We start from the raw sequence: 20,318 nt of genomic DNA on the forward strand, positions 1-20,318 counted from the left end.
TTCGGGTCGGCGACTCACTGCGCGCCGACCCGATCGAGCCTAATAGGCGCAGTCGGACGAAGTCCGTCGCTGATCTCTTGCGCTCGGCCCGAGCGAAGGCGAGGCCACCGCCTACTTCTGGTTGAGGTCGCGACGAGCGGCGACCTTGGAGGACAGGCCGTGGATCTGCACGAAGCCCTTGGCGAGGGACTGGTCGAAGGTGTCGCCCTCGTCGTAGGTGGCCAGGTTGAAGTCGTAGAGCGACTGCTCGGAGCGGCGGCCGTTGACCACGACGGACCCGCCGTGCAGCACCATCCGGATCTCGCCGGTGACGTGCTGCTGGGTTTCGGCGACGAAGGCGTCCAGCGCGCGCTTGAGCGGGGAGAACCAGAGGCCGTCGTAGGCCAGCTCGCCCCAGCGCTGCTCGACCTGCCGCTTGTAGCGGCCCAGTTCGCGCTCGATGGTGACGTTTTCCAGGGCCTGGTGCGCGGTGATCAGCGCGATGGCGCCGGGGGCCTCGTAGATCTCGCGGCTCTTGATGCCGACGAGCCGGTCCTCGACCATATCGAGGCGGCCGACACCCTGGCGGCCCGCACGATGGTTCAGCTCGACGATGGCCTCGAGCACGCTGACCTGGCGGCCGTCGATGGCGACCGGCACACCCTTGTCGAAGGTGACGATGAGTTCGTCGGGCGCCTCGAAGTTGACCGTCGGGTCCGAGGTGTAGTCGTAGACGTCCTTGGTCGGCGCATTCCAGAGGTCCTCGAGGAAGCCGGTCTCCACCGCGCGGCCCCACACGTTCTGGTCGATCGAGAACGGGGACTTCTTGGTGACGTTGATCGGGAGCTGGTTCTCCTCGGCGAAGGCGATGGCCTTCTCGCGGGTCCAGGCGTAGTCGCGGACCGGGGCGATCACATTCAGGTCGGGGGCGAGCGCGCCGATGCCGACCTCGAAGCGGACCTGGTCGTTGCCCTTACCGGTGCAGCCGTGCGCGACGGTGCTCGCGCCGTGGAACTTGGCGGCCTCGACGAGATGCTTGACGATGAGCGGGCGGCTGATCGCCGAGACCAGCGGGTACTGACCCATGTACATGGCGTTGGCCTGGATGGTCGGCAGGCAGTACTCGTTGGCGAATTCGTCGCGCGCATCGACCACGATCGCCTCGACGGCGCCGCAGTCCAGCGCGCGCTGGCGCACCACATTCATGTCCTCGCCGCCCTGGCCCAGATCAATGGCGACCGCCACGACCTCGGCGCCGGTCTCCTTGCCGATCCAGCTGATCGCAACGGAGGTATCGAGCCCACCGGAGTAGGCGAGTACGACGCGCTCGGACATGTCTTTGTGCTCCTCGGTTTCGTGCTTGTCTGCAGGTCGTGCCCGCATCCGCGGGCGGCCGGGCGCGGCGCCCACCGACGCACCCAAATCGCACGTCAGGCGGCCCGCACCGTCATGCAAATGATTATGCATGATGATGCAAGCCCATTCACAACCGGGTCCGAGTTCCACCTTCCGCTAGCACCTTGGCACCCCTGTCCACCTATGTCACGCTTTACCCGGTAACTGTCGGAGCGGGCAAAGGACGGACCCCATGCTGCTGCACCTCATAGCAGGCGAATTCAGCACCCTCGGCAACGACGTCCTCGACATCGGCCGCGCCCTGGTCGACCTCGTACAGGACATCCTCAACGTCGGCACCCCGGGCACCTCCCACGGCGGCGGCCAATACCCCTTCGGCTGACAGTTCCTCGCGACCACATCGCGCAGGTTGCACCTACGTCGCCCAGGTTGTGTGCCCTATGCGAGGTAGGCACTGGTATGCGTCACCAAGCGTGACCGCGCTGAGGACGCCGGGCAGGCTCAAGCCAACTCTTCTATTTTGGCGGCTAGTTCGGCGCCGGTGAGGGGTTCGCGGGCTATTACGGCGATGGTGTCGTCCCCGGCGATGGTGCCGACGATGAAGGGGAGGGCGGCGCGGTCGAGGGCGCTGGCCAGGTAGTGGGCCGCGCCGGGTGGGGTGCGCAGGACGGCGATATTGCCGCTGGCGTCGGTGGAGACCAAGAGGTCGCCCAGGAGTTTGGAGAGGCGGTCGGTGCCGCCGGTGACACCGCGGACAGGGCTGCCGTCTTCGGGTACCACGTAGACGCCCGCGCCACCGTCGGCGGCGCGCAATTTCACGGCGCCGAGTTCATCCAGGTCGCGGGACAGGGTGGCCTGGGTGGTTTCGATGCCTTCGGCGGCGAGCAGTGCCGCGAGTTCGGTCTGGCTGCGGACCGCATGCGCCGTCAGCAGTTCGATGATGCGGGACTGGCGGCCGGCGCGGGTTCGAGCGATTGCGGGGGCGGACTTACCCGCGTCGGGCTGGACACTCATGGCCGCGCCTCGCTGCCGGGTCTCGCACCGAGCCGCGAGAACGCCGATCGCAGGCTGATGCGGTCACGCCGAGCCACTGCCTCCGTGCCCGTCGGTCCCGCGGCAGCGGATCGCTCGCGGCACTCGCTCACTGCGCTTCACCTCGTTTGGCCAGCAACCAGACCAGCAACGCCTTCTGCGCGTGCAGCCGGTTTTCCGCCTCATCCCACACCACGCTGTGCGGCCCGTCGAGCACCTCGTCGGTGATCTCCTCGCCGCGATGCGCCGGAAGGCAGTGCAGCACAACGGCATCCGGCTGCGCCTTGGCGAGCAGATCGTCGTTGAGCTGGAACGGCCGGAACGGGCCGACGCGGTCGAGGCCGTCGTTCTCCTGCCCCATGGAGGTCCAGGTGTCGGTCACCAGAGCATCGGCACCCGCCGCGGCGGCAACCGGATCACCGGTGAGGGTGATGGTCGCACCGGTCTCGGCGGCCCGCTTGCGCGCGGCCTCGAGAATCCACGGCAGCGGCTCGAAACCCGTTGGCGCGGCGATGGTTATGTTCAGACCCGCGGTCACACCACCGAGCAGCAGCGAATGCGCCATATTGTTCGCACCGTCACCGAAGTAGGCGAGGTTGCGACCGACCAGACTGCCCTTGCGCTCAGCGAGGGTCTGTAGATCGGCGAGGACCTGACACGGGTGGAACTCGTTGGACAAGGCATTGACGACCGGAACCGTTGCGGTGACGGCCATTTCGTCCAGTCGCACCTGTTCGAAGGTGCGCCACACGATCGCATCGACATAGCGCGAGAGCACCTTGCCGGTATCACCGAGCGTCTCCTCGCGACCGAGCTGGGTGTCGCGACCGTCGACCACCACCGCATGCCCGCCGAGCTGCGCGATACCCATTTCGAAGGAGAACCGCGTGCGGGTGGAGTTCTTCTCGAAGATCACCCCGACTCCGCGCGGCCCTTCCAGCGGCCGATGTGCGAACGGATCCTTTTTCAATTCCGCTGCGAGCGCGAGGATTTCGGCTTGCTCGGCAGGCGTGACGTCATCGTCGCGCAGAAAGTGCCGGAGTGTCATTTGGCCCCCTTGGCATCCGCGATCGCACCGTCCAGGATTTCGGGCAGATCGCCGACGAAATTGTCGGACTGGGTCTCGGTGAGCACCAGCGGCGGCGCGAGCCGAATGATGTTGGGCTTGGGCGCATTCACCAGATAGCCCGCCTCCCGCGCCCGGTTCTCGACCTCGGCCGAGATATCGTCGGTCAGCACGATACCGAGCAGCAGACCCGCACCACGCACATGATCGATCAGCGGGTGCTCGAGCAGCTCGATGCCGTCACTGAGCCGCTTGCCGACGGATTCGACGTGGGCGAGCAGATCGGTCTCATCGATGGTGCGCAGTACCGCCAAAGCCGCTGCGGCACAGACCGCATTGCCGCCGAATGTGGTGCCGTGCAGTCCCGGCGTCAGCAGATCGGCGGCCGGTCCGGTGGCCAGCACCGCACCGATCGGCAGCCCGCCGCCGAGCCCCTTGGCCAGCGTGATCACATCCGGCACGATGCCGAATGCCTGGTGTGCGTAGAACTTTCCGCACCGGCCGATACCGGTCTGCACCTCGTCGAGCACCAGCAGCGCACCGTGACGCGCGGTGATCTCCCGCGCCTTCACCAGATAGTCGATGGGCGGCACGACAACACCGCTCTCCCCCATGATCGGTTCGAGGAATACCGCCGCGGTGTCCTCGTCGACAACCGCCTCGAGCGCCGCCACATCGCCATAGGGCACGTGGACGACACCCGCGGGCATCGGCTCGAACGGCGTCCGCTTGGAGGGCTGCCCGGTGAGCGCGAGTGCGCCCATGGTCCGGCCGTGGAATGCCTCGTCGGTCGCGATGATCTTGTGCCGCCCGGTCAGCCGCGCCATCTTGAACGCCGCCTCATTGGCCTCGGTGCCCGAGTTGCAGAAGAACGCGCGACCGTGGCCGTCTCCGAATTCACCGTCGCCGAAATGCGCGAGCAGCCGTTCGGCAAGTTCGATGACCGGTTCGTTGGCGTAAATATTCGAGGTGTGGCCCAGCGTGCCGAGCTGCTGGGTAACGGCTTCCAGAATCGCCGGATGGGCGTGGCCCAGGCTGTTGACCGCGATACCGCCGAGGAAGTCGACGTAGCGTCTGCCGTCCGCGTCGTAGACCACCGCGCCCGCGCCGCGCACCAGCGCGACCTTGGGGGTGGTGTAGTTCTTCATCAACGCGGCGGACCACCGCTGCTGCAGCTCTGCTGTCTCGCTCATATTTTCGTTCCGTTCAGTGTGTCCGCCGCGCTCGTCGGCAGCGGGGCGGGCGTCACCATCGTTCCGATTCCTTCTCCGGTGAACAGTTCCAACAGCACCGAATGCGGGACGCGACCGTCGATGACATGTGCGGTCGGCACCCCGCCCTGCACGGCGCGCAGGCAGGCTTCCATCTTCGGCACCATGCCCGCATCCAGACGCGGGAGCAACTCGGCCAGTTCGGCCGCGTCGATGCGCGAGGTGAGCGACGAACGGTCCGGCCAGTTGGTGTAGAGGCCCTCGACGTCGGTCAGGATCACCAGTTTTTCCGCGCCGATGCCTTCGGCGAGTGCGGCGGCGGCGGTGTCGGCATTGATGTTGTGCACCACGCCGTCGGCGTCCGGGGCGATGGTGGAAACCACCGGAATACGCCCCGCGCCGATGAGGTCGAGCACTGCGTCGGCATTCACCTCGGTGACATCGCCGACCAGACCGATATCGGTGGCCTCGCCGTCGACGTCGACGGTGCGCCGGGTCGCGGTGAACAGCCGCGCGTCCTCACCGGAGATGCCGACCGCGTACGGTCCGTGCGCATTGATCAGCCCGACCAGTTCCCGGCCGACCTGACCGAACAGCACCATCCGCACCACATCCATTACTTCGGGTGTGGTGACACGGAAGCCGCCGCGGAATTCACCTTCCAGCCCGAGCTTTTTCAGCATCGCGCTGATTTGTGGTCCACCGCCGTGCACCACCACCGGGTGCACACCGACGGTGCGCAGGAACGTCATATCGGCGGCGAAGGCCTGTTTGAGCTCCGCATCGATCATCGCATTGCCGCCGTATTTGACGACTACGATCTTGTCGCGGAACTTCTGCAGCCACGGCAATGCGTCGGCGAGGACGTGTGCCTTGTCCAACGCCGAAAGTTCCCGCACCGCATCGCTGGTCATGGCTGCGCCTCGCTGGCGCTCAGCTCCGCCATGCCCAGCGAAGCTGGCTGTGTTGATGTTCGCTCGCTGCGCTCGCTCATGAGCTGTAGGCCGAATTCTCTTCGACATAGCCGTGCGACAGGTCGGTGGTCCGCACGGTGGCGGTGCCGTCACCGACATTCAGCTCGATCCGCACCTCGATATCGGCGCCGGACAGATCGACCTCGCGCGCACCCGGTGCGCCGACGCTGTCGACGCAGACCGGATTTCCGTTGAACGACACCGAGATCCGGTTCGGATCCAGGGTGACCGGTGCGATGCCGACGGCGGCGAGCACCCGGCCCCAGTTCGGATCGGAACCGAAGAGCGCGGTCTTGACCAGACTGTCGCGGGCGACGGCGCGCGCCGCGACCAGCGCCTCGTCCTCGGAGACCGCACCGGCGACGGTGATCTGCACGCGCTTGGTCACGCCCTCGGCGTCGGCCATCAGTTGGGCGGCCAGATCGTCGCAGACCGCGAGCACCGCCGCGTCGAGGTCCTGCTGCGACGGCGTGACCTCGCTCGCCCCGTTGGCGAGCAGCAGCACGGTGTCATTGGTGGAGCAGGAGCCGTCGACATCGAGCCGGTCGAAGGTGAGCCGAGTCGCGTTGCGCAGTGCACGATCCAGTTGTTCGGCAGTTGCGGCGGCATCGGTGGTGAGCACTACCAGCATGGTCGCCAGCGATGGGGCGAGCATGCCCGCGCCCTTGGCCATGCCGCCGACATTCCACTTGTCGCGGTGGTGGAAGGCCGCTTCCTTGGGCACGGTGTCGGTGGTCATGATCGCGTATGCCGCGTCGAGACCGCCCGACAGCCCGCCGCCCATTTCGTGCACGATCTCGGTGATCGCCGGAACCATCTTGTCCATCGGCAGCCGGTCGCCGATCAAACCCGTTGAGCAGACGGCGATTTCGCCCGCTCCGGTTTCGGTGCCCCAATTGCTCAGCGCCTTGGCCAATTCCTCGGCGGTCTGGTGGGTGTCCTGGAATCCGCCCGGACCGGTACACGCATTGGCCCCACCGGAATTCAGGATCACCGCACGCAGACGGCCGGCGGTGAGCACCTGCTGCGACCACAGCACCGGTGCGGCCTTCACCTGGTTGCGGGTGAACACGCCCGCGGCCGCGTATTCCGGGCCCTCGTTGAATACCAGTGCCAGATCGGGTTTTCCGCTGGCCTTGATGCCTGCGGCGATGCCCGCCGCCCGGAAGCCGAGCGGTGCGGTCACGCCCTGGCTCCGGACCAGCTTGCCCGCCGAAGTTTCGATCGTCGTCACGGTGCCACTCCTACGGTGGAAAGTCCTGCGGTCTCGTCGAATCCGACGGCCAGATTCATGGATTGGACCGCGGCGCCCGCGGTGCCCTTGGTCAGGTTGTCGATCGCGCCGATCACCACGAGCAGTCCGGCATCGGCATCCACCGCGACCTGGAGGGTCACGGCATTGGAGCCGAGCACCGAACCCGTCTGCGGCAGTATGCCTTCCGGCAGCAGCTGGACGAATGGTTCGTCGGCGTAAGCCTTTTCATAGACCGCGCGAGCCTGGTCGGCGTCGACTCGGCTCGGAGCCGTGCAAGTCGCGAGGATGCCACGCGGCATCGGCGCCAGCACCGGGGTGAACGACACAGCGACCTCGATGCCACCGGCGGCCTGCAGGTTCTGCGCGATCTCCGGGGTGTGCCGGTGTGCGCCCGCGATGCCGTAGGCCCGCACCGAACCCATCACCTCGGACCCGAGCAGGCCGATGTCGAGTTTGCGGCCCGCACCCGAAGTGCCGCTCACCGCAACGACATTCACCTTGGGTTCGATGATTCCGGCCGCGATCGCCGGTGCCAGCGCAAGACTGGCGACCGTGGGATAGCAACCGGGCACGGCGATCCGGCGCGCGCCGCGCAGCCGCTCGCGCCCGCCCGGCAGCTCCGGTAGGCCGTAGGGCCAGCTGCCCGCATGGGTGGTGCCGTAGTACTTCTCCCAGGCCGCCGCGTCGGTCAGCCGGAAGTCGGCGCCGCAGTCGATGATCACCGTCGACTCCGGCAGCTGCTCGGCGATGGCGGCGGACTGACCGTGCGGCAGGCCGAGGAAGACGATGTCGTGGCCGGCCAGCTCGTCGAGCGTGGTCGGCGCGAGCACGCGATCGGCGAGCGGCAGCAGATGCGGCTGCAGCTCCCCCAGCGTGCTGCCCGCATTCGAGCCAGCGGTCAGCGCCCCGATGACGAGGCGCCCGTCGCGGTAGGCCGGATGACCGAGCAATAGGCGCAGCACTTCACCGCCGGCGTATCCACTGGCACCGGCCACAGCAACCCGCAACACTGGGTTACTCGACGAATCAACCATGTGATGATTATGCACGATTATGCAAGCCCATTCATGAACGGGGTCCTGCTCTACCGATCCTGGCCCACGTCACCAGGCGGTTCCGCATCGCCCGGGCAGTGATACCCGGGAAGGTTGCGGGTCAATCGCGTCGATGAGATTCGGCACTCGATCGATCCTGCGCGAAACGGGCGCAGTGTCAGCCGACTGTTGCGGGATCGATACCGAGTGCCTCGCGCAGACCGATCTCACCCTTCTGGGTCAGGCGCATAGCGCGGCCGGATCCGACGCGTCGCACCCAATCCAGCGCCTGCAGTCGGCGGCACAGCTGTGCGCCCGCGGCGCCGCCGAGATGGGTGCGGCGTTCGGTCCAGTCCAGGCAGGGGCGGGCAATCGGGCGGCGCGTCCGCAGCGTGTCCGCCTCGACGCCCATCGGCCCCGTCAGCCATGCCAAGCCCGCCTCGGTGAGGGCGAAGCCGCCTTCGTCATCGAGCAGTTCGCGCTCGGTCATGGCAGCGGTGATCGCGACGCCGAGTCGGCCCGCGAGGTGGTCATAGCAGGTTCTGCCACGAGCCAGGGCCGCCGCCGCGGTGGACGCGCGCAGCGTCGTGGGTTCCGGGTGCACCGGTTCCAGATGGGCGACCATGGTCTCCAGTAACTCGGCGACCTGCGGGCTCGCCAGCTGCACGTAGCGGTGCCTGCCCTGACGGCGTTCGATGAGCAGACCGCCGTCGAACAGCCGGTCCAGGTGCTCGGTCGCGGTGGACGGCGCGACTCCGGCGTGACGGGCCAGCTCACCCGCCGTCCAGGCGCGACCGTCGACCAGAGCCAGGCACATATCGGCGCGGGTGCGGTCGGCAAGCAGGGTGGCCAGTCCGGCCAGTTCGGCTCCTCGGGTTTGCACCACACCATGATCGCGCCGGGATATTTCGGCGGGCACCGAAATATCCGACCGATTTCTGTCCGCGATGTCGATTCGCCGCAGGGCCGTTCGTGTAGGTAGTGAAGCCGGTCACCGACCGGCCAACGGAAAGGACTCCCCATGAGCAAGATCATCGCGGTCGAGCACCTCACCCTTGACGGCGTCATGCAGTCCCCCGGCGGGGCCGATGAGGACACCCGGGACGGCTTTCGACACGGCGGCTGGGCGCATCGTCACGACGACCCCGTGCAGGCCAGGGCGATGGGCGAACATATGGCGACCCATCACGGTGCGCTGTTGCTCGGACGGCGGACCTACGAGCAGTTCTACAGCTTCTGGCCGCACCAAACCGACAATCCGTACACCGAGGTGCTGAACAAGACCGAGAAGTTCGTCGCGTCCCGGACGTTGACCGAACCGTTGCCTTGGGAGAACTCCACACTGCTCGGCGGCGATGTCGTCGCCGCGGTACGCGAACTGCGGCAGGATCTCGTAGTGCTCGGCAGCGGCGATCTGCTGCAAACGTTGATGCGCAACGATCTCGTCGACGAGTATCTATTGCTGATCCATCCGATCGTGGTCGGCGGCGGGCGGCGGCTGTTCGATGGCACGGAGCTCGGCGAACTTCGACTCACCGGCAGCGTCACCACCCCCACCGGCGTCGTGATCGCCACCTACCAGCGGGGATGAGGAGGAGTCGTGAAGGAGTATCTGCTCAGCATCTATCAACCCGATGACAGTCCGCCGCCGGACAATCTCGACGAGATCATGCGCGATCTGTACGCGCTGAACGACGAGATGCGTGCCGCGGGCGCCTGGGTTTTCGCTGCGGGCCTGCATGCGCCGAGCACCGCCACCGTGGTGCGCGCCCAAGGCAACGACGTGCTCGTCACCGACGGCCCATATATCGAAACCAAGGAGCACATCGGCGGATTCACCGTCATCCAGGCGGCCGATCTGGACGAGGCGCTCGACTGGGGCAAGAAGATGGCCGCCGTGATCACCCTGCCGATCGAGGTCCGGCCGGTGGCCGATCATTGAGCACCGACGCCGCGATCGCGGCCGTATTCACCGAACACTACGGCCGCGCGGTCGCCAGCCTGATCCGCGTCTTCGGCGATATCACCATCGCCGAAGACGCGGTGCAGGACGCATTCACTGCCGCCATACAGCGGTGGCCGACCGATGGACTCCCGCCGAGCCCGCCGGGCTGGATCATCACCACCGCGCGCAACCGAGCCATCGATCGCTTGCGGCGCGAAGCATCTCGCGACGACCGCCATGCCGAGGCCGCACTTCTGCACGCCGACAACGAACCCAACGATATGACCGCCGTCCAGGATGACCGCCTCCGCCTGATCTTCACCTGCTGCCACCCGGCACTATCGCTGAATGCCCAAGTGGCACTGACATTGCGGCTGCTCGGCGGTCTCACCACACCCGAAATCGCGCACGCCTTCCTGACTTCCGAATCGACCATGGCGCAACGGCTCGTCCGCGCCAAGGGCAAGATCCGCGACGCCCGCATCCCCTACCGCGTCCCGCGCGACGCCGACCTGCCCGCCCGCCTGCGCGCGGTCTCGGCCGTCATCTATCTCATCTTCACCGAGGGCCATACCGCCACCTCCGGTGATCGGCTGGTTCGAACCGACCTGTGTGCCGAGGCAATCCGCTTGGGGCGCTTACTCATCGAGCTGATGCCCGACGAGCCGGAGGTACACGGGCTGCTCGCGCTGATGCTGCTCACCGAATCGCGCCGAGCCGCCCGCACCGCACCGGACGGATCGCTCGTGCCGCTGCCCGACCAAGACCGCAACCGTTGGGACCGCACCCTCATCGCCGAGGGACATGCCCTCGTCCGAGAGTGCTTGCGCCGCAACCAACCCGGCCCCTACCAGATCCAAGCCGCAATCAACGCTGTGCACGCCGACGCCCCCGATCCGGAATCCACCGACTGGCAACAAATCCTGCAGCTCTACGACCAATTGGCCGCCATAGCACCGAGTCCAGTGGTGGCGCTGAACCGGGCGGTCGCGGTCGGTGAAGTCGAGGGTCCTGATGCGGCGCTCACGCTGCTCTCTGAAATCGATCTACCGAATCACCACCTGTATCACGCGATCCGCGCCGACCTCCTACGGCGACTCGGCCGCACCGCACAGGCAGTTCAGGCCTACGACGCCGCCATCGCCCACACAGAAAACACCGCAGAACAGACCTTTCTGCGGCGGCGCAGGGATGAGCTCGCCTCAGCCAACTGATACCGAGATGGACGAGGCATCGGAAGACTACCAATGGTTCCTGGCAAACGACCGTAGAATGTTGCGGCGCATCAACACTCTGATCGAGGACATCAAACGCAACGGATATGAGGGTATCGGGAAGCCGGAACCGTTGCGCCACAATCTGTCTGGGCTCTGGTCGCGTCGCATCACCGGCGAGCACCGCATTGTGTGCAAGATCGACGACGATACGGCGGTCATCTTCGCATGTCGCTACCACTACGGCGAGTAGCGCGCCCATGAAAGCGCACCGTCTGATCCGGCGGTGATCACTGCCGAACTGCCTCAGCTGATCACCGCCGACCGGCCGTTCTCAGTGCTTGCGCACCACCCGCTCCCCCTGCCCGGGCTTCCAGATGGTGATGTCCAGGTGATCGTCGATGACCTCGACGGTGGAGGCACTGGTCAGGTCCGCGGTGTAGAAGTGGTCGAATTCCTGGCCGCGGATGTCGAGGCCGGTTTCGTCGAACAGTTGCTGGGCGAAGCGGTTGTGGACTTCCTTGTCGGGGAGGTCGATGACGGTGCCGAAGAGCTTTGCGTCACCGTCGCCGACTTGGGTGTCGACGGTTGCGGTGTGCAGGCAGAAGCGCGGGTCGCGGGCGAGGTCCTTGAATTTGGTGGTGTTCGGCATGCCCGCGATTACCAGCATGCCCTCGAAGATCCGCGGTTCTATGGGGCTGATGCGGGGGAAGCCGTCGGAGCGCAGGGTGCCGAGCATGCAGAGATTGCCGGTGGCCTGGTGCCGACGAGTGAAGACGGTGGCGATACGCGGGGCTTCTTCGGTGAACTGGCTCCATGTGGTCATGGGATCGACGGTACGAGCAAAACTTGACACCTTCTGTCAGGTTTTACGGCTAATCTCGAATCATGCGAGCGAGTCGACTGGTGCAGCTGTTGTTGCTGCTCCAGACCCGCGGCCGGACGACCGGGCCGGAGCTCGCGCGCGAGCTGGAGGTGTCGGTGCGCACGGTGTATCGCGATATCGAGGCGCTGTCCGCCGCGGGCGTGCCGATCTACAGCGAACCGGGTCGGACCGGCGGCGTGCGGCTCGTCGACGGGTACCGCACCCGGTTGACCGGTCTCACCACCGAGGAAGCCGATGCGGTACTGCTCGCCGGACAACCCGCGGCCGCTGCCGATCTCGGGCTCGGCACGGTATTGGCGACCGCGCAGCTCAAAGTGCTCGCCGCTCTGCCACCTGAATTGCGTGGCCGGGCAACACGAATCGCGGAACGCGTCCATGTGGACGCGCCGGGCTGGTTCCATCGCCCCGACGAAACACCAACGCTCGCAGCGATTGCCGATGCCTTGTGGCACGACAGGCGACTCGATATTCGGTATCAGCGCAAGGGTCGAGCCGTCGAACGCCGCTTGGATCCACTCGGCCTCGTATTGAAGGCCGGGACTTGGTACCTCGTCGCACGCGACGGATCGGCCATCCGCTCCTATCGCGTGAGCCGGATCGCCTCGGCCGAGCAGTTCGGCGAATCCTTCAAGCGGCCAGACGATTTCAACCTCGCCGAGCATTGGTCGGAGTCCGCCGATGATTTCGCCCGATCGATGCTGCGAGTGCGGGCTCGCTGCCGGATCGCGGCCGCCCAGTTGCGACTGCTCCGGCTGACGAACGAGCCCGCCGCGGTCGCCGAGGCGATGGCATCGGCAACCGAACCGGACGCCGAGGGCTGGGTCGAAGTGACCATTCCCTCCGAGTCCTATGAGGTGCTGGCGGGGGCGATCCTGCCGCTCGGCGAATTCTGCGAGGTTCTCGACCCGCCCGAATTCCGCGACCGGCTCGCCGCGACGGCCTACGCGATGGCCGAACGCTACCGAGGCCCGCACGCTCCGTGACCTTGCGCAAGCCACACCCAGTAAATGCTCAGCGCAGCGAGCGGAAGAACGCGCGCACATCGTCGGTCAGCAGGTCCGGTGCTTCCATCGCGGCGAAGTGACCACCCCAGCCGTACTCCGTCCAGCGCACGATGTTGTGCTGCTGCTCTGCGAGTACGCGAATGGAATTGTCACCGGCGAATACCGCGGCCGCAGTCGGCACGCCGGAATTCCGCGCAGGCATCCCCCATGAGTCCCCTTCCCCGTACAGCCGGATCGAGGAGACGAAGGTCCTGGTGAACCAATAGAGGCTCACATTGGTCAGCAGCGCGTCGCGATCCACCGCCTCGTCGGGCAACTCGAGCGCGGGATTGGTCCAGCGCTGAAAGAGATCCACGATCCAGCTCAGCAGCCCAGCGGGTGAATCGTGCATGCCGATCGCCAGGGTTTGCGGACGCCCCGCCTGCACCATCGCATAGCCGAACCGCGTATAGCTTTCGCTACCGGTGAGTTTGTCCAGCTTCGCCCGATCCTGCGGGCTGTACTCCGGTTCCGTACCGTCAGCACTCCAGGACGGCAGCGTGATCGGCCCGTTCACATGGATGCCGAGCACATGGTCGGTGGCGATCCGTCCCAGTTCGGTCGAGACGAAGAAGCCCGCGTCGCCGCCCTGCGCCCCGTACCGGTCGTAGCCGAGCCGTGCCATCAACTTCGCCACCACCTGCGCGAATTGCTCGGTCGAACCGTCCCCGACCTTTGGTCCGGGCTCCGAGAAGGCGAATCCCGGCAATGACGGGATGACCAGATGGAACGCATCGGCCGGATCACCGCCGTGCGCCCTCGGATCGCTCAAAGGTCCGATCACATCGAGGAATTCGATGAACGAGCCGGGCCAGCCGTGGCTCAGTACCAGCGGCACGGCATTGGGCTCGGGCGAGCGGACGTGCAGGAAATGCACCTGCTGCCCGTCGATATCGGTGACGAACTGCGGCAGCTCGTTCAGCCGCGCTTCGACTGCGCGCCAATCGTATTCGGACCGCCAGTAATCGGCGAGCCCCTTCATATACGAAATCGAAGCGCCCTTATCCCAACCGCCGCCCGGGATTTCATCCGGCCACAAGGTATTCGCCAGCCGGGCGTGCAGATCGTCGATCTGGGCCTGCGGGATCTCGATGCGGAAGGGGCGGATGTCCTGTTCGAGGTTCATGAAAGCGACGGTATTACTCTCTTAGGACAGGATCGTTCCTAAGCATCTGACATTCTGGATCCCGTGTTGGAAACCTCGGCGCGCCTGCTCAAACTGCTCGCCCTGCTGCAGACCCACCGCGACTGGACCGGGACCGAACTCGCCGAACGACTAGGCGTCACCGACCGCACAGTCCGCCGCGACGTGGATCGGCTGCGTGAACTCGGCTACCCGGTGCACGCCACACAGGGCACCGCGGGCTATCGACTCGGCGCCGGGGCCGCACTGCCGCCGCTGCTGCTCGATGACGAGGAGGCCGTTGCGGTGGCGGTCGGGCTGCGCAGCGCCTCCGACGGGACGGTCGCGGGCATCGAGGAGGCATCGCTGCGCGCACTCACCAAACTCGAACAGGTGCTGCCGCCGCGGCTGCGCCACCGGGTCCGCACACTGCGTGGCGCGACGGTCCGGGTCGGGACACCGGATGCAACGGTCGAACCGGACACCTTGATGGCCATCGCCGAGGCCTGTCAACGGCACGAGCGCTTGCGCTTCGACTATCGCGCACACAGCGGTGCCACCACCCGTCGCACGGTGGAGCCGCACAGCCTGGTGCACTTCAGCAGACGCTGGTACCTCGTGGCCTGGGATGTGGATCGCGATGACTGGCGCACCTTCCGAGCCGACCGCATCTCGCCACGAACCCCCACCGGCCCGCGCTTCACGCCACGGGAACTCCCGGAAGGCGATGTCGCGGCCCACCTTTCGCTGCGACTGTCCGCACGGGCGTGGCCGCATCAAGCAATTGCCCTGCTGCACAAGTCCGCCGAGGACGCCGCGGCGAATGTCTGGCCCGGCATGGGCGTCATCGAAGCAGTCGACGACCACAGCTGCCAATTGCACGTGGGGGCGGATTCGCCGGAGGCGCTGGTCTGGATGATCACCTCGGTCGATATCGACTTCACGCTGCTCAGCGGCCCACCCGAACTCGTCGCGGCGATTCGTGCCCAAGCCGATCGCTGCACTGCCGCACTACAGAACTTCGATTGCACGAATTGACCAGCCCGGCACCGGGATTCGATCCGACGCCGGGCTGGAGCGAGTTCAGCTGACAATCGCGAACAGCACCGCCGCGACCGCGAAACTAACCACCGAGAGCACGGTTTCGAGCACCGTCCAGGTCTGCAGTGTCTGCTTCACCGTCAGGTTGAAGTACTTCGAGATGATCCAGAAGCCACCGTCGTTCACATGGCTGAGGATGATCGAGCCCGCCGCGATCGCCATGGCGATGAGTGCGATGGCCATCTGCGAATAGCCGTGCCCGGTGACCAGCGGCGCGACAATGCCGCCGGTGGTCACGATGGCGACGGTGGCCGAGCCCTGTGCGATGCGCAGGCCGCAGCTGATGATGTACGCCAGCACGATCACCGGCAGACCGGCAGCCGACATGGTGTCGGCGAGGGCGGTGCCGATGCCGGTGGCGGAGATGACCTTTCCGAAGAACGCACCCGCACCGACCACCAACAAGAGCATGCCGACCGGCTTCAGCGATTCCGCGGTGAGCGTACTGAGCTCCTGCACACTGGAACCGCGCCGCACACCGAGCAGATAGAACGCGACGAGCACGGCGATCAGCAGCGCCACGGCCGGTGTACCGAGGAAGGTGAGCACCTGCAGCAGCCGCGAAGCCTTGTCCAGCCATTGGCTGCCGAAGGTCGCACCGAGGATGAGCACCAGCGGAATCGCGATAATGCCGCCGATGAGCCCGACCGCTGGTGGGCGGGTTTCGGTGCGTACGGCCTCCGGATCGGTTGCGGTGCCCGGACCTTCGCCCTTCGCCGCGGACTCGGCCTCCGGCCGCACCAAGAACTCGGCAGGCACCTCGACCTGTACCCGCTTGCCGATGTAGGTGCCCCACACGATGCCCGCGGCGATGAAACCCGGTAAGCCACAGACGAATCCCATGATGATCAGCCATCCCAGGCTCACCCCGAGCAGTCCACCCAGTGCCACCGGACCCGGATGCGGCGGCAGAAACGCGTGGGTCATGGACAGACCGGCCAACATCGGCATCGCATACAGCACCAGCGATCGCCCACCACGCTTGGCGGCCACATAGATCAGCGGTGCGAGCACGAAGATGCCGATATCGAAGAAGACCGGGATGCCGAAGATGAGCCCGAGCAGACCCATGGCGACCGGCGCGCCCTTCTCACCGAAGAGGCTCAGCAGCTTGCCGGTCAAAACATCCGCACCACCGGAGCGTTCGAGAATCGCACCGAGCACCGTGCCGAGGCCGATGATGACCGCGATATGCCCGAGAATGCCGCCGAAACCGGTCTCCAGCAGCGAATCACCGGGCTTGATCGCCGTACCGACGATCTTCGACACCGGTAGTCCGGCCGCGAGCGCCAGCCCGAGCCCGGTGAGCAGCAGCGCGATGAACGGCTCCAGCTTGACCTTGATAATGGCGAACAGCAGTACGGCAATCGCGAGACTGCACAGCACCAGCAATCCGGGTGTGGTGGTGCGCAGCCAGTCGACAGTGGCGTTCATGCCCGTGCCTCGCTGGCGCTCGGCCCGGGCATACGCCACTCGGCGCTGTGTTGGATGGCTCGCTCGCTGCGCTCGCTCACGGTGGGTACCTCTCAATTCATGGATCGAACGAATGACGCCGCACGCGAAGCGATTTCGGACCATCGGCCCGCGGCGACGTCGGATGGGGCCACGACATCGGTACCCGCGGTCACGGCCACGGCTCCGTTGGCGAGGAATTCGGCGGCATTGCCCGCATTGACGCCCCCGGAGGGAATGAGCGCCACATCGGGGAAGGGACCGCGCAGGTCTTTCAAATAGCCGGGACCGAGCGCCCTGGCGGGGAAGATCTTCACCGCGGCGGCACCGAGGTCGAGTGCGGTGAGCACCTCGGTGGGCGTGAAAGCGCCCATGACGACCGGAATGTCGCGTTCGGCCGCGACGGCCGCGACCTCCGCGCGCACACCGGGCGTGACGAGGAACCGTGCACCGTTATCGATCGCGGCCGCGGCCTGGTCGGCATGCAGTACGGTTCCGACACCGACGACAGCATCGGGAGCTGTTGCGGCGATACGCAGGTAATCGAGGACGCCAGGCGTGGTGAAGGTGAGCTCCAAGGTGCGAATCCCGGAGCGCGCCAGCGCATCCGCGAGCGCCAATGGATCCGGAATCTCCGGTGCCCGCACCACGGTCAGCACGCGGTCGGCGCGCATGACTTCCAGAGCGCTCGTGGCGTTCAATATGTCTCCTTCCGCGTGGCATCCATGCGCAGCGCGCGGCCGGCGAGCTTGCCGGTGGGCGCACCGTTCTCGATGGCGAATTCGCCGTTTACCAGCACGTGCCGAATGCCGCGCGCCTGCTGCTTCGGGTTGTCGAAGGTCGCGGCATCGGTGATCGTCGATGGGTCGAACAGCACGAGATCGGCTGCGTACCCGGTGAATACGTGTCCGCGGTCGCTCAGTCGCAGCCGCTCGGCGGGCCGACCCGTGAGGTGGTGCACACACTCCTCCAGCCCGAGCACACCGAGCTCGCGGACGTAATGGCCCAGATAGCGCGGGAAGGTGCCCCAGGCGCGCGGATGCGGCCGATCGCCGACGAGCAGTGCGTCACTGCCGCCCATATGCACCGGGTGCACCATGATCGCGCGCACATTCTCCTCGTGCCCGACGTGCTGCAGAATGGTGGTGGCCAACTGATCTCTGCGCAGCAGATCGAAGAACACCGCAACCGGTGCGCGATCGGTATCGGCCGCGATTTCCGCGACGGTCTTACCGACGTACTCCCCCAGCTCCGCATTGGCGACACCGCTGATTTGAATGGTCTCCCATTCGACCGTGACGCCGTGGCAGCCGTCGGAACCGTTCACGTTCACGTCCAACGTGATTCGCGCGCGCATCTCGGGATCATCGATGCGAGCCAATGCCGCATCCGGGCCACCGGACATCGCCCAGCTCGGCAGCAGCGCCGAAAGTGTGGTGGAACCAGGCAAGTACGGATAGGTGTCGAGGGTGATATCGCATCCCTCGGCCCGGGCCGCGTCGATCAGCGCCAGGAATTCCGGTGCGCGCCCGCGGTTCACGCCGAAGTTCATCGTCGCGTGGGTGAGATGCAGTGCGCACCCGGTGCTGCGAGCCAGGCCGATCATCTCGGCGTATGCCGCCAACGCGCCCTTACCGTAGGAGCGTGTATGCGGCGCATAGAACCCGCCGTATTCGGCGACGATCTCGCACAGCGCCGCCAATTCCCCGGTGTCCGCATACATTCCGGGCGTATATGTGAGCCCGCTCGACATACCGACAGCACCCTCGCGCAGCCCCTGCGCGAGCAGGTCCCGCATCCGCCGGATCTCCGCCACCGTCGCCGGGCGCTGCTCGCTACCGACGACCAGCAGCCGCAGCGTGCCCTGCGGTACGAGATACGCGGCGTTCGGAGTTATGCCCTGATCGAGCCGGTCCAGATACTCCGCGACCGTGCGCCAGGAGAAGTCCAGATCGGTGGGATTGCCGTTCCATCCGGCGATCTGACGCCGCAACACCGCCAGCGCGGTGTCATCGATCGGGGCATACGAGAGCCCGTCCTGTCCGATGACCTCGGTGGTGACACCCTGGCTGATCTTCGGGAAATGGCCGGGCTCGGTGAGCAGATGCAGATCGGAGTGCGCGTGCATATCGATGAAGCCGGGGGTGAGCACCGAACCAGGCGCGTCGATGAACCGGGCCGCGTCGATGATCGTTCGCGGGTCGGCGATAGTGCTGATCCGTCCCCGATCGATGCCGACATCGGCGCGGAAGCGTGGCGCTCCCGTGCCGTCTATGACATCGATATCGCGAAACACTAAGTCCGTCATGGCCACTCGTCAGAAGAAGGTGTGAACGAGATCGACAACACGTGGCCGTGCCGCATCGGCATCATCGACGACCGGGATCAACCGCCACTTGTCGAATGCGGTGCACGGATGTGATAGGCCGAGCCGCACCACACTGCCGACTGGCAGGTCACCGGCGGCACCGCCCGGCAGCCGCAGGAACGTGTGCTGATCATTGAGCGCACTGACATGTGCCGCCGGATTCAACGAACCTTCCGGTCCCGCAACGAATTGCGGGACCGGAAGCCCCTCATCGAATGGCAGATCACGCTTACCGGCGTCCAGCAGCGCGAGTTCTGCCTCCGGTCGCGAAACGGTCCGCGCCCAGCCGTGCATCGCCGAGCGCAGCGGTCGTTCGCTGCGTGGCGCGGCCAGCGGCGAAATGCCCGCGTAGAAGCCGTCGTCGTGAATGATGTACGCACCGGAGCGCAGAACCACCGCGGTCGGAACACCTTGCTCATCGGCGAGTCCGGCCAGACATTCGACGACCAGATCCGGGAAGGCGCTGCCGCCCGCGGTGACGATCGCGCCGTCCGGGTAGCGTCCGGCTGCGGCGAGTTCGCGGTGTAAGCGGGCGATTTCGTCCAGATAGTGCCGGACGGCGGCGATCCCGTCCGGGGTGCGATCGTGAGCGAGCGCACCCTCATAACCGCCGACTCCGGCCAGCGTCAGTCGCTCGGCGCGGCCGACTGCCTCGGCAATCGCATGCGCCTGTTCGACCGTGCGCGCGCCCGTACGCCCGTGCGGCCCACCGAGTTCGACGATCACCCGAATTCGCACATCACCCGTCAGGTGCTGCTCCATCAGCGCGACAGTCTCGACGCTGTCGACCCAGCAGAAGAATTCGAACTCCGGATCCCGCGCGGATTCCGCGGCGACCCAGCGCAATCCGACCGGATCGACGAGCGCATTGGCCAGCACGATCCGTCCGACTCCGAACGACCGGGCCACCTGTACCTGCCACACGGTGGCGAAGGTGATCCCCCAGCACCCGGCGGCCAACTGCTGCGCCCACAGCTGCGGGGCCATGGTGGTCTTCCCATGCGGCGCCAGGCGCACACCCGCGGCCGCGGCCCAATCGGCCATGACCGCGACATTCGCCGCGACAGCCGCGCGGTCGACGGTCAATACCGGGGTTTCGAACTCGTCGAGGTGTGGCGCGGAGTCCAGAAAGTCGCGAACCGTGCGGCCCCACGCCGCGGGCGGCAGGCCCTTGTGCTCGGGTCCGAGCGTCCGATCCGCCAGTGCGGCAACGGCTTTCTGATCGATAGCCATGTCGCTCCTTCCCGCGGAATCTCTCCGCCGAATCATATCGCTCAGG

At 66.4% G+C, this 20,318-nt stretch carries 21 protein-coding genes; 7 read left to right on the forward strand and 14 right to left on the reverse strand.

Annotated features, from left to right (window positions below; genetic code table 11):
• Nucleotides 1-111: 111 nt before the first annotated feature.
• Entirely contained in the window at nucleotides 112-1,314 is a 1,203-nt protein-coding gene (locus ACFYOW_RS39255; RefSeq protein ID WP_040689239.1) for an argininosuccinate synthase, read from the reverse strand.
• 253 nt (nucleotides 1,315-1,567) lie between these two features.
• On the opposite strand from ACFYOW_RS39255, the gene ACFYOW_RS39260 reads away from it, so the two are divergent.
• The gene (locus tag ACFYOW_RS39260) at nucleotides 1,568-1,717 is read left to right on the forward strand and encodes a hypothetical protein (RefSeq protein WP_157124713.1); all 150 of its coding nucleotides are present in this window, start codon (nucleotides 1,568-1,570) and stop codon (nucleotides 1,715-1,717) included.
• A gap of 119 nt (nucleotides 1,718-1,836) precedes the next feature.
• Here ACFYOW_RS39260 and ACFYOW_RS39265 read toward each other — a convergent pair whose 3' ends face one another.
• The 7 genes from ACFYOW_RS39265 to ACFYOW_RS39295 form a co-directional block, all read right to left on the reverse strand.
• Nucleotides 1,837-2,349 (reverse strand): arginine repressor, encoded by a 513-nt coding sequence (locus ACFYOW_RS39265; RefSeq protein ID WP_387295388.1) that lies wholly within the window; start codon nucleotides 2,347-2,349, stop codon nucleotides 1,837-1,839.
• A gap of 127 nt (nucleotides 2,350-2,476) precedes the next feature.
• Nucleotides 2,477-3,415 (reverse strand): ornithine carbamoyltransferase, encoded by a 939-nt coding sequence (argF, locus tag ACFYOW_RS39270; protein WP_387295390.1) that lies wholly within the window; start codon nucleotides 3,413-3,415, stop codon nucleotides 2,477-2,479.
• Complete coding sequence (locus tag ACFYOW_RS39275) at nucleotides 3,412-4,626, reverse strand: acetylornithine transaminase (RefSeq protein ID WP_387295392.1); 1,215 nt, start codon at nucleotides 4,624-4,626, stop codon at nucleotides 3,412-3,414. Before ACFYOW_RS39275 ends, argF begins: the two co-directional genes overlap by 4 nt.
• Entirely contained in the window at nucleotides 4,623-5,558 is a 936-nt protein-coding gene (argB, locus tag ACFYOW_RS39280; protein WP_387295394.1) for an acetylglutamate kinase, read from the reverse strand. The genes ACFYOW_RS39275 and argB overlap by 4 nt, the downstream gene beginning before the upstream one ends.
• 76 nt (nucleotides 5,559-5,634) lie before the next feature.
• Nucleotides 5,635-6,852 (reverse strand): bifunctional glutamate N-acetyltransferase/amino-acid acetyltransferase ArgJ, encoded by a 1,218-nt coding sequence (gene argJ, locus ACFYOW_RS39285; RefSeq protein WP_387295396.1) that lies wholly within the window; start codon nucleotides 6,850-6,852, stop codon nucleotides 5,635-5,637.
• Nucleotides 6,849-7,907, reverse strand: a complete 1,059-nt coding sequence (gene argC, locus ACFYOW_RS39290) for an N-acetyl-gamma-glutamyl-phosphate reductase (protein ID WP_387295398.1) — start codon at nucleotides 7,905-7,907, stop codon at nucleotides 6,849-6,851. Before argC ends, argJ begins: the two co-directional genes overlap by 4 nt.
• Before the next feature lie 178 nt (nucleotides 7,908-8,085).
• Entirely contained in the window at nucleotides 8,086-8,790 is a 705-nt protein-coding gene (locus ACFYOW_RS39295; RefSeq protein WP_387295400.1) for an ArsR/SmtB family transcription factor, read from the reverse strand.
• A gap of 138 nt (nucleotides 8,791-8,928) precedes the next feature.
• Here ACFYOW_RS39295 and ACFYOW_RS39300 point away from each other — a divergent pair, with 138 nt between their 5' ends.
• The 4 genes from ACFYOW_RS39300 to ACFYOW_RS39315 are packed head-to-tail and all read left to right on the forward strand — an operon-like array spanning nucleotide 8,929 to nucleotide 11,319.
• Nucleotides 8,929-9,498, forward strand: coding sequence for a dihydrofolate reductase family protein (locus ACFYOW_RS39300; protein ID WP_387295402.1), 570 nt, complete (start codon nucleotides 8,929-8,931; stop codon nucleotides 9,496-9,498).
• A 9-nt stretch (nucleotides 9,499-9,507) separates the two neighbouring features.
• On the forward strand, nucleotides 9,508-9,849 hold the full coding sequence (locus ACFYOW_RS39305; RefSeq protein ID WP_387295404.1) for a YciI family protein: 342 nt from the start codon (nucleotides 9,508-9,510) through the stop codon (nucleotides 9,847-9,849).
• Complete coding sequence (locus ACFYOW_RS39310; protein WP_387295406.1) at nucleotides 9,846-11,066, forward strand: RNA polymerase sigma factor; 1,221 nt, start codon at nucleotides 9,846-9,848, stop codon at nucleotides 11,064-11,066. The genes ACFYOW_RS39305 and ACFYOW_RS39310 overlap by 4 nt, the downstream gene beginning before the upstream one ends.
• Nucleotides 11,067-11,073: 7 nt before the next feature.
• The gene (locus ACFYOW_RS39315) at nucleotides 11,074-11,319 is read left to right on the forward strand and encodes a Txe/YoeB family addiction module toxin (protein ID WP_387295408.1); all 246 of its coding nucleotides are present in this window, start codon (nucleotides 11,074-11,076) and stop codon (nucleotides 11,317-11,319) included.
• A gap of 81 nt (nucleotides 11,320-11,400) precedes the next feature.
• Here ACFYOW_RS39315 and ACFYOW_RS39320 read toward each other — a convergent pair whose 3' ends face one another.
• Entirely contained in the window at nucleotides 11,401-11,892 is a 492-nt protein-coding gene (locus ACFYOW_RS39320) for a pyridoxamine 5'-phosphate oxidase family protein (protein ID WP_387295410.1), read from the reverse strand.
• Between the two features lie 62 nt (nucleotides 11,893-11,954).
• Between ACFYOW_RS39320 and ACFYOW_RS39325 the strand changes: the two genes are divergently transcribed.
• The gene (locus tag ACFYOW_RS39325; protein WP_387295412.1) at nucleotides 11,955-12,935 is read left to right on the forward strand and encodes a helix-turn-helix transcriptional regulator; all 981 of its coding nucleotides are present in this window, start codon (nucleotides 11,955-11,957) and stop codon (nucleotides 12,933-12,935) included.
• A gap of 28 nt (nucleotides 12,936-12,963) precedes the next feature.
• On the opposite strand, the gene ACFYOW_RS39330 is transcribed toward ACFYOW_RS39325, so the two are convergent.
• The gene (locus tag ACFYOW_RS39330; RefSeq protein ID WP_387295414.1) at nucleotides 12,964-14,121 is read right to left on the reverse strand and encodes an epoxide hydrolase family protein; all 1,158 of its coding nucleotides are present in this window, start codon (nucleotides 14,119-14,121) and stop codon (nucleotides 12,964-12,966) included.
• Between the two features lie 63 nt (nucleotides 14,122-14,184).
• On the opposite strand from ACFYOW_RS39330, the gene ACFYOW_RS39335 reads away from it, so the two are divergent.
• Nucleotides 14,185-15,156 carry a helix-turn-helix transcriptional regulator gene (locus tag ACFYOW_RS39335; protein ID WP_387295416.1) on the forward strand — a complete coding sequence of 324 codons (972 nt, stop codon included), beginning with the start codon at nucleotides 14,185-14,187 and terminating at the stop codon, nucleotides 15,154-15,156.
• 45 nt (nucleotides 15,157-15,201) lie between these two features.
• Here the strand turns inward: ACFYOW_RS39335 and ACFYOW_RS39340 are convergent, their stop codons facing one another.
• The 4 genes from ACFYOW_RS39340 to ACFYOW_RS39355 form a co-directional block, all read right to left on the reverse strand.
• Nucleotides 15,202-16,653 carry a GntP family permease gene (locus ACFYOW_RS39340; RefSeq protein ID WP_387295418.1) on the reverse strand — a complete coding sequence of 484 codons (1,452 nt, stop codon included), beginning with the start codon at nucleotides 16,651-16,653 and terminating at the stop codon, nucleotides 15,202-15,204.
• 92 nt (nucleotides 16,654-16,745) lie between these two features.
• Nucleotides 16,746-17,345 (reverse strand): bifunctional 4-hydroxy-2-oxoglutarate aldolase/2-dehydro-3-deoxy-phosphogluconate aldolase, encoded by a 600-nt coding sequence (locus tag ACFYOW_RS39345; protein WP_387295646.1) that lies wholly within the window; start codon nucleotides 17,343-17,345, stop codon nucleotides 16,746-16,748.
• A 23-nt stretch (nucleotides 17,346-17,368) separates the two neighbouring features.
• Nucleotides 17,369-18,979, reverse strand: a complete 1,611-nt coding sequence (locus tag ACFYOW_RS39350; RefSeq protein ID WP_387295420.1) for an amidohydrolase family protein — start codon at nucleotides 18,977-18,979, stop codon at nucleotides 17,369-17,371.
• A 9-nt stretch (nucleotides 18,980-18,988) separates the two neighbouring features.
• On the reverse strand, nucleotides 18,989-20,272 hold the full coding sequence (locus ACFYOW_RS39355) for an amino acid deaminase (RefSeq protein ID WP_387295422.1): 1,284 nt from the start codon (nucleotides 20,270-20,272) through the stop codon (nucleotides 18,989-18,991).
• Between the last annotated feature and the right edge of the window lie 46 nt (nucleotides 20,273-20,318).

The sequence above is a fragment of the Nocardia sp. NPDC006982 genome (assembly GCF_042869435.1).
Lineage (GTDB): Bacteria > Actinomycetota > Actinomycetes > Mycobacteriales > Mycobacteriaceae > Nocardia.